A 15,094-nucleotide genomic window follows, 5' to 3' on the forward strand; every position below is an offset into this window, starting at 1 on the left:
AGATAAGTGGCCCCGTGCGCGGGGGGGCGCACGGGGTCTAGGTAATTGTGCTCTGTCGTTCCGCTCAAACGCATGCTGGGTGCGTTTGTTCCGACTCGACAGCCTAACGCGCCTTCCCTACCATCCACACATCGCTGGCAGGATGGGGCCCGGCGCGGACGGCCTGCGTGCTCCCGACCGACGCCGTACGCGGGAGGGGCGCCACGCCGAACGTCCAGCAGATGCTCAAGGAGATCGAGGAGGACATCACCGCCGGAGACGCCCAATTCGCGCCGCGGCGTGAGCTCATTGCGAGCGCGATGTCCGCGGCCAGCGCTCAGCCTTTGCAGCCGAGATTCTGCAGGAGCTCGTAGCGATCCAGGCGAAGCAAATCGTGTTCAGGCAGGAGCTGCCCGAACAATGAAAGAGTGGGATGAAGCCTCTGCCGCTAGCCTTATCCCGACATCATCATGGGCTTGACGTATCACATCAATAGCTCGCGGCTCGCCACCCATTTGATCCAGGAGGCGCACCGGCACAATTCGGGCCGGTCACAGAATCCTGCGCGAGTGGGTTAGCACTTGAGTCTTCGCCCCCATCTGCGGCCCGACGCTTGCCAACCCCGTCCCGTCGGGTTCCAACAACTCGGCTCGCGGGGGGCCCGGCTTTGACGGAAGCGCCGGCTTCCGCTCCAGGCTGGGCGTGCGAAGCGCGCCACGGACAGCGGCCCCGCAGGGTTCAAAAAAATCACTGGACCGGTCTTGACCGCGATTTTTGTCCTTCCTAAATCGATCGCCGCCGAGGCCAAAAAGGCTTGGCGTATAAGAGCCGCCGCGTCATTCGGCGGCTCGTCGTACCCCATGTTGCTCATTGGAGGATGTGGTTATGCGAACCTTCGATATGACACCCTTCTATCGTTCGTCGATCGGCTTCGATCGCCTCTTCGACATGCTGGAAGCCGCCGCGCCCCGTGCCGATTGGCCGCCCTACAACATCGAGCGGACCGGCGAGGACGCCTACCGCATCTCAATGGCGGTCGCCGGTTTCAGCCAAGATGAGATCGAGCTTTCGCAGCACGGCAACGCGCTCCACGTGAGCGGGCAGCGTGCGCCCGAGGCCGGTCAGCGGCAATGGCTCCATCAGGGGATCGCCTCGCGCAGCTTTAAGCAGTCCTTCAGCTTGGCCGACCACGTGAGGGTCGTCGCGGCCCAACTGGAGAACGGCTTGCTATCGATCGACCTCGTTCGCGACGTGCCTGAGCAGCTGAAGCCGCGGCGCATCGATATCAAGAGCGCGCCGTCAGGCAGGGTGCTCCAGGACAACCGCGACGAGGCGCCACGCGAAGCGGAGCCTGCCAAGGCCGCGTAGCGGCAGCCCCAGCTTTCGAACCTGCGTTCCTTCGCCTCTCGGCTTCGGCCGGGAGGACTGAATGCGGAGATTGGAGATGACGTCAGAACTTGATGCACGCAACCGCAGCGAAGCGGCTGCCGTTTTCATCGCGCCCTGGCACTCTTGTCCGTCCGACGTCGTGCGCGATCCATCGCTATGCGCGGCCGAGAAGAGGGCAATTCTCGCCGATTGGGCCTCGGATGCCCGGGCGCCCGCAAACCTGCCGACGTACCGCCAGCTTGACGACGGCACGCTTGTGCAGGTGGGCGAGATCCTAGATGCGCTGAACGCGCTCGACGGCGCCACAGAGCCCGTGCGACCGATGCCGTGGAGAGGGCGACGCTCGCCTAGGATAGCCAATTCGCGGTGGCTCCAGCGGATCGTGCGCCGGGGGCACGACGATGACGACGATGACGACCCGCCTCCGCTGCCGGCGCGCATGCCACGGCCGCGGCCGAAAGACTCCGGATCAGAAGCGGTGAGCCTTTGCGCCGCGTAGCGCGTTATGGCTTGCACTTTGCCCCGTCGGCTCACGTCGGCGGGGCTTTTGCGCTTCGGGCGTTGCTCCGGCCATTCTCGCCCGCTGGGTGGCTCCCGCCGGCCGTTCCACCCCGCCGGGGTGATGGAATGGCCGGCGTGAAGTCAAGGCCGACGCGGACGCGCCGAGCGGCCGTGTGCCCGCGCGCCTCTACAGCTGCAACCGGGCTTCAAATGATCTGGAGGCGCAAGAGGAGCGCCTTCTTGCCGCCCGCGTCGCAGGGGCAGCGAGGTAACGTCGGGTTGGAACCGCTTCCGGAAAGCGCGAGGAGTAGTTCATAACCGGCCATCCCCATCAACACGGCTGCTGTGTTGATGGGGGAAAGACCGGGAGCTGACTTATGGTTCAAGGGGCCTCAGGCGGCGGGGTGGCGCGGCGCCGCCGGGCAGTAGCGTCCGGCGGCCGTCACGCTACGATAGACCGGAACGAGAACATCGGGCCTTCCGTCGGGGGCACGCATGTAGCGCTCCGTCGCTACGAACCCCTGACAGCCGCCTCTGCTCGCACAAACAAGCTGCCAATCAGCTGGTGCGTGCAACTACAGGGTATAGCTTGAGGTAGCACAAAAGCAACGTTCGGAAGGCATAGGTCGTACGTTCGAATACGGTCGGGGATCTCAGAACTATGAACGCACAATGCCACGGGCTCTACGCTCGAAGAGGCCACCGCCGTTCATAGCAGTGTCGATCTCGATCCCGCGACGCAAACCTCGTCATCCGTAACCTCGATGGCCGTTCAAGGCGCGCAGATGGTCGGTAATCGCCATTGTCTAGCCGTATTCGTTGGCGTGCCTTCCGCCAGCGCGTCCCGACCATGGTAGAATGCTCCGCATACGAAAAGCTGCTATCGCAGGGAACTGGCCCGGCACGACGATGGGCGGTTTCAGCGAGGATGGACGCGCGTGGATTCGTATATTTTTAAACGCGGCCGTGATGTTTCCTTCCGCTCACGGCTTGCGGTCACGGGCGGCTTTGCTCTGCTGATCGTTGCAGCGCTCGCCGCGATCGTGATTGCAGTGTCCGCCGCACGGATCGATCGGCAAGCTGCCTCGTCGCTCGAGGTCAGCCAGATCCAAGCGCAATTGTTCAGCGCGATTCAGGACGCCGAGACCGGTCAGCGCGGTTACCTTCTCACCGGCGATCTCGGCTATCTTGAGCCGTTCGAGCAAGCACGCAGGCGATTGCCTTTGCTGAAGTCGCGCCTTGGCGAATTGACCCAAGGCAATGCTGAGCAGATGGAGCGTCTCGCCGCCATCTCCAATGATGTCGACGGCAAACTGCGCGAGCTTGAGACGACGGTCGAACGCCGCGAAGCGGGCGATCCTGCCGGCGCACTGGCCATCGTCCGTACCAACGCGGGGCGCGATCTCATGCTGCGCATTCGCCAAGAAAACGCGGCGTTTGAATTGGCCGAGCAGCGGATGCTCGCAGAGCGTCAAGCCGCTGCGGCTCGACTGCGTACGCTGCTCCTGGCTCTGATCATGACCGCGCTCCTCGTCGCCGGGCTGCTTTCCTGTCTGGTAATCAACGCGGCGCGGCGGCATGCTGCCGAGATCGTCGAACACAACGCTGCGCTGATCCGGGAGCGCGAACATCGCGAAAAAGCAGAAGCGATGCTCCGGCAGGCTCAAAAGATGGAGGCGCTGGGTCAGCTGACGGGCGGGGTCGCGCACGATTTCAACAACATGCTAGCTATCATCGTTGGCAACTTGGATATGATGCTCCGCCGGCTTACGGATAGCGACCTTCGGCTTCGCGCTATGGTCGAGAGCGCGCTTGCGGGGGCCAACCGCGCCGCCGCGCTCACCAAACGTCTGCTCGCCTTTTCGCGGCTACAGCCACTCGATCCGAAGATCACCGACATCAACAGGTGCGTATCCGACATGTCAGAGTTGCTCAGGCGCTCACTCGGCGAGCATATCGCCATCGAGGCGGTACTTGGTGGGGGCCTCTGGAAGGCGTTCGTCGATCCGCCGCAGCTCGAGAGCGCGATTCTCAACCTTGCAGTCAACGCGCGCGACGCAATGAACGGATGTGGGCGCCTCACTATCGAGACGTCGAATGCCTTCCTCGACAAGACATATGCAGAGCAGCACGACGAAGTCGAGCCGGGTCAGTATGTGCTCCTCGCGATTACGGACACGGGCGTGGGCATGACAGCCGACGTGCTGAGCAAGGCGTTCGATCCTTTTTTCACAACCAAGAAGGTCGGCGAGGGCACGGGGCTTGGTCTCAGTCAGGTGCACGGCTTCATCAAGCAGTCGCACGGTCACATCAAGCTTTACAGCGAAGTCAATGTCGGTACGACCGTGAAGCTCTACCTCCCGCGCTCGCTGAACGCCAGCAGCGAGTCGAATGAACCCACGCACCCCACCGCGGTGGACAGCGACCGTAGTCGCCATGTCATAATGGTCGTTGAGGACGATCCGGCCGTCCGCAGTGTCGTGCTCAGCGCCGTCCGTGAGCTCGGCTTTACGGCAGTCGAAGCTGACAGCGCGGCCGTCGCTTTGGAACGCTTGAACGGCCGGCCGGACATCATGGTCATGCTTACCGATATCGTCATGCCCGCAACCGGAGGACGACAGCTCGCCGACCAAGCCTTGGCGCGACGTCCGGAACTGCAAATCATCTATATGACGGGGTACACTCGGAACGCCATTGTTCATAACGGCGCGCTGGATCCTGGCACGCGACTCCTGACCAAGCCCTTCACCATCGAAGAGCTTGAAAGGGAGCTCGAAGAGGTAATAGCGGGCCGATAACTGCGCGAGCGGATCATTTCTGCAGCCGCGCGGTCCCCATCTTCGGACAGCAGTGTTCTGTTCCGTTGGTAGCAATGTCCGTATCGGTCCGGCAGAGACCGCGGGCGATGAACGTTAGCCGGATCGTCCGCAGCGCCGCGATCGAACGGATAGCGCGCTCAACCACGTTGGAGTCGATCTCGACGCGGCCGTCATATGCCCGAGGGAGCGCGCTGTCCGGTCGATCCAAGCTCGCGGCTCGGATCTGAGCCGCCTTTCAATTCGGGTGGCTCCCGAGGCCAGGCGGCCCGACGGGAGGGCACTCAATCGCTGGGATTGGTGAGATCCACGCAAGCTGCGCGTCCACGGGCATCTCCGATGATGTCGGATACTCGGCTTTGCGGCTTGTCGTGCATCTGCGCTCAATGACTTCGGTCGGCGCGTCTGTTCACTCGCTCTCCGGCGCACGCGTCGAAACGCCGGCGCCCCCTCTGCGCCAGCGCTTCGCTTTGGCGTCAGCCGCGTCGGTTGGCTGCCAGAATACTGCCCACGGCCAGACCAAGCAGGAAACCGATGACGCCCGTCGATGACAAGATGGTCGCCGCTGTCCCTGGATTTTCCTTAATCGCGTCGGTTGCCGTGTAAGCCTGGCGACGAACCTGCTCAAGAGCCGCAGCGCCCTTGGTGCTGACCGCTTCGCCAGCATCCTCTGCGGCAGCAGCGGTTCGCGCGGCGAGCGATTTGCTGATCTTTGCGACCTCTTTCTTGAGGCTGTCGAGCTGCTCCTCCAATTCTGAGCGAATGTCATCGGCAGATGAACTAGCCATTTCCTATCCTGTGTTTTTCGATTCCGCCCTGCATCAGGCGACATAGTCACTATACAATCGAATTGGAGATTGAGTCGTTGAGCCCCGCACCAATCGATGCCCGTCCACACCCGCAGGCGGGGCCTTGCATTTCGGACTCCGCGTATACGGCTCCTATACGGGCCGCGGCGCTAGGCCGCTTGGCTGTGCGGCTGCGTTGAGCTCCAAAGTCGCCCAACTCACCCGCCACCCCTTTTCGATCCGGCGGGAGAGCCACAAAGGCCGGCGCTTGCTTGAGCCGACGGACGGCGACAGCCGTTTCGCGGCTCGGCTTGCGCATGATGCTCCGCCTCGCCAATGCCCATGCGGCTACGATCGTCGCAACGCGGCAGAGCATTCTTCGCTTGCAATTTCGATACCTGGCATCACGCCGCCCGCGTCCCACGGACCGCGCTGGTACGGCTTGCTTAAGCCGATGCCTTCCTGCCGGCCAATTGGCGCAAACTTGCCGTCGGGAGAATACGTCTGGGAGGCGCAGCCCTCCAACGCCGCAGCCGGAGGACACGGGTCCATATCCGATCATGAGGAAAGTGGCCGCCAAAACGCCCATGTCGAATTCATAAGTATCCGCGACAACGCTGTAATGCTCCTGCGTGCACGGCTCATCGGCGTCCGGCTCCGCTGGCTTGCTGCCTGACCGATGTCACTCGGCTGCCGGAGCCATGAGCGCTTCGGTTCTTCTGCCCGATGAAGCCCCGGAACCTTATGGTCCGGCGTCAGCCGGTCGGCTGGTCGTGCGGATTGAGCGGCGGACCGAGGAACTCGACGCCCCACTTGGCCCCGAACCCGTTGAGTGACGCCTGATTCGGCACGCCGTCACGCAGCACGCCCGCAAGCTCCGTAAAGAACGCCGCGGCATCGAGGGCCGGGGCCATGAGGATGTATTGGCGGGCGGGTGCGTCCGTCACGTTGACGAAGCCGTGGGCCGCACCTCCGGGGATGCTCACGACATCGCCCGCCTCCGCGAAGAAGCGCCGCCCATCCACCTCGTAGAGGTAGCGGCCCTCGATTACGCGAAAGATCTCGGTCTCGCGGTGGCGGTGCCGCGGCGGGCCCGCGCCGGGTGCATTGATCGTCTCGATGAAGCAGAACTCGCCGCCGCTCGCGGCCGGAGGCATGCGCACGAAGAGATCGAGCCCGATGGCAGGGATCTTGATGGGGGACTCTGTCCCGCGGGAGTGGAGGAAGGAGATGCTCATTTGGTTGCCCTTGGGGCCCTTGCCGGGCGTAGATCGGGAGCCTCGATGCGTTCCGGCGCAACCTCGGAGCGGTTGGAAGCCCCTGGCCGACCCGGCACGTCCTGCAGACAGGTCGAGCGTGACCTTCAGAATCTATAGCTCGGCTTCGCCGTGCCGGCCTGGCCGATTAGCTCTTGCCGAGCTCGATATCGAATTGGAGCTTGAGCTCCTATCTGACGTTGGCAGTCAGATCCACCCCGAGTCAGAAGCGTCCCAGCGTGTGGGGCAGGGGGGGTGTAGTTGCCGTAAAGCTCGAGGGGAGACCCGCGGGCAGGCCTACAAACTCTGCCCACGTGCGCCACGCATCGGTGCTGGCCCGACGGATGGCAGCGCTGGCGTAGGGCCGCGGCGAGCCGTACGGAGACCAAGATCGATTTTCGTCCCGATCTCCGCCCGGCCGTCGCCGTGAAGGCGAAGCTGCGCTAGTCAGCGACGGCCAGAGCGAAGATCGAGGCCGTCTCGACGTAGCCTTCGGCGCCGACGACGATCGCGTGCAGATCGAGCCAGGGCCTCAAGTACCAGTTCTCGAATCCGAACTGATAGCTCGCGCGGCCGTTCGCTCCGGCATGCCAGCTCTTGGGCGAGGCGTTCGCCACGCCGCTGTAGCTGCCGAAGGCGATCATTCGCTGGCTGTCGTACCAGCCGCAACCACCATCGGTGCCGGCGGCAAGGAGCAGACCACCCTGCTGATACTCGATGGTGGCGCCGGCGAGCATATCGTGCCCGTCCACCGGCGTTCACCAAAAGTACTGCGCCGCGTTAGGGTAAATGTTGGGGTAGAGCCCTAAAGACGACGGGGCAGCGGGCGATGGCGACGACGTTGAACAGGCTCAGCCCGAGGCAGATGGCGACGCTATCGAAGTCCGGCATGCACGCGGACGGCGGCCTCTATCTCGTGGTCGGGCTTGGTGCGTCGCCGCGGTGGACATCATCTTCAGGTGGGCGGACAAGCGGAAGGAGATGGGGCTCGGCTCAGTCGCCGCGGTGCCGCTGATCGAGGCGAGAAGGAAGGCCTCGGCCGCCCGTGAGACTGTCGCCAATGGCAGGAACCCCATTGAGGAGCGCAAGGCGGCTGAGGCGAGCGCGGCCGCGCAAACGATGTTCGGCCCCTTTGCCGAGGGCGTCGTCAAGAAGCTGGTGAAGGGCTCCCGCAATCCCAAGCACCGCTTGCAGTGGACGAACACGCTCAAGACTTACGCCGCCCCGATCTGGGCGAAGCGGTTGGATGAAATCAGCATGGATGATGTGCTGGGGGGTGCTTCAGCCGATCTGGACGACGAAGGCGGCAACAGCCTCCAGGGTTCGCGGTCGGATCGAGCGCGTTGCTCGACGCTGCGAAGGCCAAGGGGCTGCGCTCGGGAGAGAACCCGGCGCGCTGGCGCGGCCACCTGTCGACGCTGCTGTCAAAGCACCAGAAGCTCGCATACGGTCACCACGCCGCGATGGCCTATGCAGAAGTGCCGGCGTTCGTAGCAGAGCTGCGCCAGCGGAAGGAGGTGACTGCGGCGGCCCTGGAGTTCATCATTATCACTGCCACTCGGGCAAGCGAGGTTGCCGGCGCTCGGTGGCCCGAGATGAACCTCGACAAGAAGGTCTGGATCGTGCCGGCCCATCGAATGAAGTGCGGTCGCGAGCATCGAGTGCCGCTGACCGATCCCGCCATCACCGTGCTGCGCAAAATGGAAAAGGTCAGGACGGGCGATTTGGTATTCCCTGGTCGGAAAGCAAATAGCCATCTGTCGCTCAACGCGTTCCTGCGTCTGTTACTCCGCATGAAGCGCGGCGAGGTGAACACGCACGGCTTCGATCGAGCTTCAGGGATTGGGCGAGCCATCGCGAGTTCCGCATTGCTGAAGTCGAGCCCGTCGGCGATGGTGATGATGTCCCGAGGCTTTCGAAGCGGACATCGTGCCAGCTACGACGGCTTCGATGCCACCGCAGACAGCCTGCATGTCAGCTCCGCCATATTGCGTCCTTCAGCGCAGCCATGTCATGTTATGCCATCTCCTCGACGGGTCATCTGAAAGCGCTGGCGTCCAATGCTAGTGGAGGCGGGGCATTGGACAGCATCCATGCGGATTTGATGCGGGCCTTGATCCGGCCCGGAATCTTCCTGTTGATCGGGCTCGTGTTCCTGTGGGTCTGGAGCATCGAAAGAAAGCGCTTCTGGATTCCGTATATCGCCCTCGCCTGCTTCACGCTCGCCGCCGCCTGGGTTGCCCATCTCTTCGCTTGGCCCGGCGGAATCGCGCCCAACGCCGTCTTTTCCGGCTTCCTCTACACCCTTGCCGTCGTTGCCGCCTGCGAGGGAATGCTGTTGCGAGCAGGCAGGCGTTTCGGCCTGCCCTTCAATTGCGCCATCCTGGTGCTGGTGACCGCGCTGCTCTGGCTTTTCACTTACCCCGCCCCAAGCCTTTGGACTCGAGTCTATATCCAGAATTTTGGCTATGGGGCTCTGCTGTTGTTAACTTCCATCAGGCTCGCTGGGCTCAGGCATGGAAGGGCGACGGATCGCCTGCTCTTCTGGGTACTGCTTGGCTTTTCGGTCCAGTTCTTCCTGCGAACCAGTCTGACTCTAGGTCTTTCTACGCCGGAAAGTGGCGCGCCGTTCCTCGCATCATCTTTCTGGAACAGCCTGCAATTGTCTCTGACGGTCTTTGGCACAGCGCTCGCCTTCGCGGTCCTGATTGCCGCGATCACCGATATGACGGAGGATCTTCGACGCGAGCGTGACAGCGATCCACTGACGGGAATCTTGAACCGGCGTGGGCTCGACGAGCAGGTTCTCCGCCTATCTCGTAAGCCGGACATCATGCCGCTTAGCGTCATCGTGTGCGACATCGATCATTTCAAGAGCATCAACGATGCGTTCGGCCATGATGCCGGAGACGAGGTGTTGCGCGGGTTCGGAGCCTTGCTGAGGGCCAGTGTCCGCGCCCAGGACGTTGTTGCCCGGACGGGCGGCGAGGAATTTACCATCCTGCTCATGACAACAGACCAAGGTCGCGCGATCGAGATAGCGGATCGAATCCGCAGCCGCTTCAGGTCCACGGCGTTCGGATTTGAGCCCGCAACCCGCCTCGTCACGGCGAGCTTCGGGGTGGCGGAGCATCAACCCGGAGAATCGCTTTTCATGGCGATCAAGCGAGCGGATGGCAGGCTCTACGACGCGAAGAAGGCCGGGCGCGACCGGGTCAGTGGAAGGTGATGAGGCAAGGCGGCTGCCGTGCACGTGAAAACTGTGCAGGGAAGCAGACCTACACTCAGGGTCGCACTGGGCGAGGTTGCAAGCGGCGCGACAGGTTGAGGGATGCGGGCGAGCGCTTCGCGAGCGAAGTGGATGCCTTGCGGCGCGTGCGTTCGCAATGGTCAGGTCATCCATGCCGCCAGCGGCCACGAACGGCACTTTGCCCCCCGGATCCCGCGGCTTTTCCTCCCGCACTCGGCCCCGCCTCACCATGTGGCGGGGCCATTTTCGAAGCTGACAGTTAAAGAAATTGGGACGACCTGTCGAAGGCCCAAGGGCATCGCACCGCAACTGCCCGGCCGAACGGCATAGTGGAAAAGCAGCCAGAAGCGCCGCCGCTAGGCTAATTCGGGTCGCGGTGACACCCCATCGAAGAACGTCGCCAACAATTGGCGAGCAATGTTCCTAGTGCGCGCACGAGAAAGCATCACGTCTCGCAGCCATAGTCCCTGGCATCCAGGACCCGCGTCGAGTTTCGCACGCGGCGGTGCCGGACGCAGACCCAACGAAAGCCTTGGGCGCAACCTTCTTGGGGCTCATGATCGGGACGTCAGTAGAGCTTTTCGCGGTAGTCCTTGACGAGTGCCTTCGTCAGGAGGCGCTGCACTCCCGGCACGGCCAAAGCAGCGCTTGCAAGTGTCGAGCCCAAGTAACGCCGGCGGTTGAGCTTGAGATGCTCCACAAACAGGTTGGCCGGCTCGATGCCACGCGCTCCGCCCCTCACTGGCCAAAGGCCGGCGCGTTCGAGCGCAGGGCTGGCGCGCAGCTCAATCGCACTCGCCTCGACCCGGATCGCCAGCAGCGGCGTCTTGCCCTGCACGGCGAAGCGCGCCCGCATCATCTCGTCGGTGGTGATCTGCGCGACCCCTTGCAGAATAGCCACATGGTTCGAGCCGGGGATGAGCAGTGACAGCGCGACGCGCGGCTGGGTAAGGATATTGCGAAAGCTGTCGACGCGGCGGTTGCCCGGCCGATCCACGAACCAAAGTGTGTCGCCCTCAAGCCGGGCCATGCAGCCCGCTGGATCGCCTTTTGGACTGAGATCCGCATGGCCCGCTGCACCAAGCGTCGCCAGCGCCATGAAGCGGCTTGCGGCGACGAACGTGGCCGGATCAGCGGGGACATTCGCATCCGGTGCGGCGGCCCAAAGCTCGGAGCGGATTAGTGCCTTGGCGCAATGGCCGTAGCATTCCGCGACAGCGATGCAGATCTCGTCCGGGCCGGCGCTCGTCACCCTGCCGTTGACGCGGAGTGTCTCGCCGATGCCCGGAATCAGAAACAGCGATCCGAACCACGCACCCACGCGGGCCAAATCCGGATCATCCAGCGATTCGGCCGTCAAGCGCAGTTCGTGAGGATCGCCACGCGCGAAAGCGGTCATGTGACCGGCGAGGGTTACACCCATGCCCGACACGTCGCCGAAGCTGGCAAACATCAGCCGCGCGGCGGCGAGCCAGCTCAGCGCCCCTCGATCCAGATGATCGATGACCTTAAGCTGCATCGCGCGTGGTGTCTTCCCGACGACGGCCTCCAGCGCTTCGATGCTGTCGATCTGGCCAGTCATTGGGCTTGCCCGGCCGGCCCCTCCGGCTCCAGCATGATGCGTACCGACCGAAGCGCGCGTTGCGGCGCGCCCGCCGCTTGTTTCGGGCAGCCGCGGGTGGCAAACGCGCAGGAGCCGTCAAGCCACAGATGCCCGTCGCCCCCGAGTGTCGGGGCGTAGCTAACGGCCATTGGTCGGCCGCGCGCATCCTGACGCGCCTTTTTAGGTCGCGGTAGGCAGCTAGCCATCGTCTGTCCTTCCTTGGGCTTCCCACTCTTCATGTTGTGTTTGTCGTTGGTGCAAAGCAGAGTTCGCGTGGGGCCCACCCGACTCCCTCGGCGCGCCATCCTTCAACTGTGACGGGGGAGCCGTCGGAGGGGCCGGGCCGACCACCGGAGGCCGGCGTTTCAGCCGTTGCTGTCGTGTTTCGCTCATGCGCGAGGTGCCAGCCCTGAACATTGTGACGTTGGTGCCAGTCGGAGACAAGCGGCCCGTCTCCTGCAATGAGCGACTTCCGCGAGCCTGCCTCGATGACGCGCTAGTCGCGACCATTGGGCACATCCTCCGGCGTCACCACGGTGGTGGCCATGGGCAGATTCGCGTCGGCCTGTGGCCGTTTCGTGCCGGTGATCGTGATCGTGTCGAGCTCGACGGTGTCCCCGGCCGCTTGTGCGATGGCCGTTCCGGCCAGGCCGAGATTGGCGCCGATGAGGCCTATGGCGGTTGCCGACGCGAGCCTCAACCGAGCAGCCTTGTTCATGATCGTTACCCCAGCTTTGCAAACTGGAGCGACCAATACAGGTGCAGTGCCTAAAGTCGCGACCTCGGGACGATCGAGTGCGCTCGAAAAACTTTCGCCAAACCAAATATCTATTTGAGCTTTTCTAAACTGCTTGCCGCCTGCTCGCGCTATGGGCCATTTCGGCCCTCGGCGAATGGCCGAAGTGCCGCCGGTAAGCTGCGCTGAAGGCGGATGGGCGGGCGAAGCCGACGCGGTGCGCCGCCTGCGCCACGGGCAGCCCGTGGTCCCGCAGGAGCACGCGCGCCATCATCAGCCGCTGGCCGCGGACATGGCCAAAGATCGTCGTGCCGAAGACCTTTTTGAAGTTGGCCTGCAGGGGTGGTGACGTTGACGCCGACGCGGCGGGCCAGCTGCAGGCTGGTCGGCGTGTTGACGAGGTCGGAATCGAGAATGTCCCGCGCTTCCAGAACCCGCGCATACTGGCGGCGCCCGAGCTGCGCGATCATGCAGCGCTCCCGTTTCAGCACGTCGGCCACCTCGATCACATAGGCCAACGCATTGCTTTCGAGGAACAGCTGACCGAGCTGGCCGCTATAGGGATGCTCGAGGCATAGCCGCGCAATCTCCAGCAGCCGCGCCGACGGCGCGAGCGAGTCCATGCGGAACTCCCCGATCAGGAAGTCACGCAAGGTGGCGAGCCCATCGTCGGCGAGGTCATCGCCGAAGCGCTCGAAGAAGGCCGGCTTCAGGATGAAACCCGCCGTGCGGAAATGCTGTCCGGGCCTGATCGGGCTCCGGTATTGCACTTTCCTGCCGAAACCCATCACGCTGGCACGCTCGGGATGGCGCGTAGCGCGTCCATAGCCGACGACGTCGGTTTCGACGGCATTGCCTGCCAGCATGATCCCGCAGAGCAGCGCCGGCTCCATGTCGACCGTGAGCTGCTGTTCGCAGACGTAGGTAATATCGCTCGCCGTCACCATCAGCCCGGGTTAAAGCGGAAGCAGCTTACTGCTGGCGTCATCCGATTATAATTGTTATAAATGGAGTATATTATTTTAGATTCCCTCTATAACAGCCTAGACACATTGACTTTGTGTCCTGATCGGAAGATCTTAATCAAGGTGGTCGATCAATCCGCCGATACGCTGACGCCAAGGCGGCGATCGGTCGCGTCCTCACTTCAACGAGTTGGCCGGACAAAGAAACGCATGACGAGTTTCCACCCGCTGCAAGCAGTCGACGCTGCGCCATCGCTCGACGAATTCGGTATTGCCGAGCGGCTCTTCGTGTGGGGCCTCCGATCAACCGCCCAACGCCACCGGCTCGGTTGGCCGAGCAGGGACGAAGCGCGTCGCGTCTATGACCACTTCGGTGTTGCGGACGCCGTGTCGTCGCTTGAGGCAATGCTCGACGTCTTCGCCCGTACTGCCCACACGCCGGTCGAGCTGCATTACTCAGGTTGCCGCTGCCTGTCGGCGGACGAAAATGAGCTCTTGCAGGCGGCCGCCGCAGTCCAACAGGGGGATCTCGAGTCGGCGCCTCAGCGCTTCGAGCGTTGGCTGCCGACGCTCGCGGCGAATTTGATCCTGGGATCGTGCAGCGGGCTCGGACGCATCTTTGCGCTGCGCGGGCTGAAGCTCGAGGCGAGATATGTCGAGGTCTTGCCGCTTCGGGAGACGATGACCATGCGATCCTGGCCTATAAGGTCGTCAACACTTCATTGAGGGCCGCCGTGATGTTCATAGGGGGAGCGACCACTGCGTCGGATGGGGCGCCGACCGACGCGCGAATCGCCCACGATGGTCTCGCGTGCGACTGTGATCCCACCTCGATGCCGCATCGCGATGCGATATGCCGCGACGAGTTCGACACGGCCGTGCTGTCGGTCATGCGATTTATCGTGGCTGCTTATGCGACGAGCGATTCGGCATGCTGGGAGGAGGGATTTCGGTTCGCGGAAAAAGCAGCGGGTGTGGACGAAGGGCCGTTGCTCGTTGCACGAGTCGCGGCTTTGGTTCGCGCTATTCGCCAGTCTCGTAGCGGTGAGCTTGCTTGCTTGCCTTGGTCATGCAGTCGGTTGACTGGCGAAGAGAAAGGCCTCATCGAGTTAGTTCAGGCCAATCGCGCGGCAGCCCAAGTCGAACCGACGTGGACGATGCCCACTCTGCTGGATATCGGCCAACAATCCGACACCTTGCGCGCAGCCAAGATGGTCGCCGAGCTGTCGCGGCGGTTGATAATCAGACGTTCATCGCATCAAGCGATTTGAAGAACGCCTGCCCGATCTGACGAACAGTCGCTCGTGCTGACGTCGGCGTATGTGTAGGGATCGATTGACCGTCACTGCGAAGAACGGCTAACCCGCTGCTTCAGAGAGCGGCGAGAAGCGGATTGCACTAAAGCATCAATGCTCAACGTCGCCTCGTCGAGCAGTAGGGATCCGCATCCTGGAGAATCGCTACGGATGGCGAAACGGTCGCTGAGCAACGACATCTTCGGCGTGTCGGGCGACGTATCAACACAGGCGAAGGCGCATCCCGCGCGTATCTGCTAGTGATTAGGCGCGGGTGCGAAGGACGGCGATCGCCGAATCCACGTGACGGCAGCCCGACTTTCTGATCCGGCGCCAAGGTCTCGGCCCTCAACCGTCTCATGGCACGACTGGTCGATGAGGCCGCGCAGCCCGACCGTGCGCCGGCGGCTTCCCGTTGAGAACGCGCAGGGGATCGCCGCCCGCGGTGAGGCAGAGACCCGTCGTCAAAAATCGCACCTTGTGGGTTCCCGCCCGACATCCCGCCAGTCGTCACGC

At 63.2% G+C, this 15,094-nt stretch carries 14 protein-coding genes and 1 pseudogene; 8 read left to right on the top strand and 7 right to left on the bottom strand.

Annotated elements, in window-relative coordinates; genetic code table 11:
- Positions 1-864: 864 nt before the first annotated feature.
- From ACZ5PO_RS10040 to ACZ5PO_RS10050, 3 genes are all read left to right on the top strand, one after another.
- Positions 865-1,347 carry an Hsp20 family protein gene (locus ACZ5PO_RS10040; RefSeq protein WP_464192860.1) on the top strand — a complete coding sequence of 161 codons (483 nt, stop codon included), beginning with the start codon at positions 865-867 and terminating at the stop codon, positions 1,345-1,347.
- A gap of 76 nt (positions 1,348-1,423) precedes the next feature.
- Positions 1,424-1,867 (top strand): hypothetical protein, encoded by a 444-nt coding sequence (locus ACZ5PO_RS10045; protein WP_464192862.1) that lies wholly within the window; start codon positions 1,424-1,426, stop codon positions 1,865-1,867.
- 940 nt (positions 1,868-2,807) lie between these two features.
- Positions 2,808-4,667 (top strand): CHASE3 domain-containing protein, encoded by a 1,860-nt coding sequence (locus ACZ5PO_RS10050; protein ID WP_464192864.1) that lies wholly within the window; start codon positions 2,808-2,810, stop codon positions 4,665-4,667.
- A gap of 13 nt (positions 4,668-4,680) precedes the next feature.
- On the opposite strand, the gene ACZ5PO_RS10055 is transcribed toward ACZ5PO_RS10050, so the two are convergent.
- From ACZ5PO_RS10055 to ACZ5PO_RS10070, 4 genes are all read right to left on the bottom strand, one after another.
- Positions 4,681-4,896: an IS66 family transposase gene (locus tag ACZ5PO_RS10055; RefSeq protein WP_464192866.1), complete on the bottom strand. Its 216-nt coding sequence runs from the start codon at positions 4,894-4,896 to the stop codon at positions 4,681-4,683.
- 265 nt (positions 4,897-5,161) lie between these two features.
- Entirely contained in the window at positions 5,162-5,473 is a 312-nt protein-coding gene (locus tag ACZ5PO_RS10060) for a hypothetical protein (protein WP_464192869.1), read from the bottom strand.
- A 755-nt stretch (positions 5,474-6,228) separates the two neighbouring features.
- Positions 6,229-6,711: a cupin domain-containing protein gene (locus tag ACZ5PO_RS10065; protein ID WP_464192871.1), complete on the bottom strand. Its 483-nt coding sequence runs from the start codon at positions 6,709-6,711 to the stop codon at positions 6,229-6,231.
- A 461-nt stretch (positions 6,712-7,172) separates the two neighbouring features.
- On the bottom strand, positions 7,173-7,481 hold the full coding sequence (locus tag ACZ5PO_RS10070; protein WP_464192873.1) for an autotransporter domain-containing protein: 309 nt from the start codon (positions 7,479-7,481) through the stop codon (positions 7,173-7,175).
- A 124-nt stretch (positions 7,482-7,605) separates the two neighbouring features.
- Between ACZ5PO_RS10070 and ACZ5PO_RS10075 the strand changes: the two are divergent.
- From ACZ5PO_RS10075 to ACZ5PO_RS10085, 3 genes and pseudogenes are all read left to right on the top strand, one after another.
- Positions 7,606-7,812, top strand: a pseudogene (locus tag ACZ5PO_RS10075) (Arm DNA-binding domain-containing protein); the annotation flags it as partial.
- A gap of 260 nt (positions 7,813-8,072) precedes the next feature.
- A complete protein-coding gene (locus tag ACZ5PO_RS10080) occupies positions 8,073-8,774 on the top strand; it encodes a tyrosine-type recombinase/integrase (protein WP_464192875.1) in 702 nt (233 codons plus the stop codon).
- Positions 8,775-8,809: 35 nt separating this feature from the next.
- Complete coding sequence (locus tag ACZ5PO_RS10085) at positions 8,810-9,958, top strand: GGDEF domain-containing protein (protein ID WP_464192877.1); 1,149 nt, start codon at positions 8,810-8,812, stop codon at positions 9,956-9,958.
- A 589-nt stretch (positions 9,959-10,547) separates the two neighbouring features.
- Here ACZ5PO_RS10085 and ACZ5PO_RS10090 read toward each other — a convergent pair.
- The 3 genes from ACZ5PO_RS10090 to ACZ5PO_RS10100 form a co-directional block, all read right to left on the bottom strand.
- A complete protein-coding gene (locus tag ACZ5PO_RS10090; protein ID WP_464192879.1) occupies positions 10,548-11,561 on the bottom strand; it encodes a pyridoxamine 5'-phosphate oxidase family protein in 1,014 nt (337 codons plus the stop codon).
- Between the two features lie 517 nt (positions 11,562-12,078).
- On the bottom strand, positions 12,079-12,300 hold the full coding sequence (locus ACZ5PO_RS10095; RefSeq protein WP_464192882.1) for a hypothetical protein: 222 nt from the start codon (positions 12,298-12,300) through the stop codon (positions 12,079-12,081).
- A 124-nt stretch (positions 12,301-12,424) separates the two neighbouring features.
- Entirely contained in the window at positions 12,425-12,760 is a 336-nt protein-coding gene (locus tag ACZ5PO_RS10100; protein ID WP_464192884.1) for a helix-turn-helix transcriptional regulator, read from the bottom strand.
- 733 nt (positions 12,761-13,493) lie between these two features.
- Between ACZ5PO_RS10100 and ACZ5PO_RS10105 the strand changes: the two genes are divergently transcribed.
- Together ACZ5PO_RS10105 and ACZ5PO_RS10110 are read left to right on the top strand one after the other, a co-directional pair.
- Entirely contained in the window at positions 13,494-14,009 is a 516-nt protein-coding gene (locus ACZ5PO_RS10105; RefSeq protein ID WP_464192886.1) for a hypothetical protein, read from the top strand.
- 107 nt (positions 14,010-14,116) lie between these two features.
- The gene (locus ACZ5PO_RS10110) at positions 14,117-14,554 is read left to right on the top strand and encodes a hypothetical protein (protein ID WP_464192888.1); all 438 of its coding nucleotides are present in this window, start codon (positions 14,117-14,119) and stop codon (positions 14,552-14,554) included.
- Positions 14,555-15,094: the final 540 nt, after the last annotated feature.

The sequence above is a fragment of the Chelatococcus sp. KU-N122 genome (assembly GCF_055391085.1).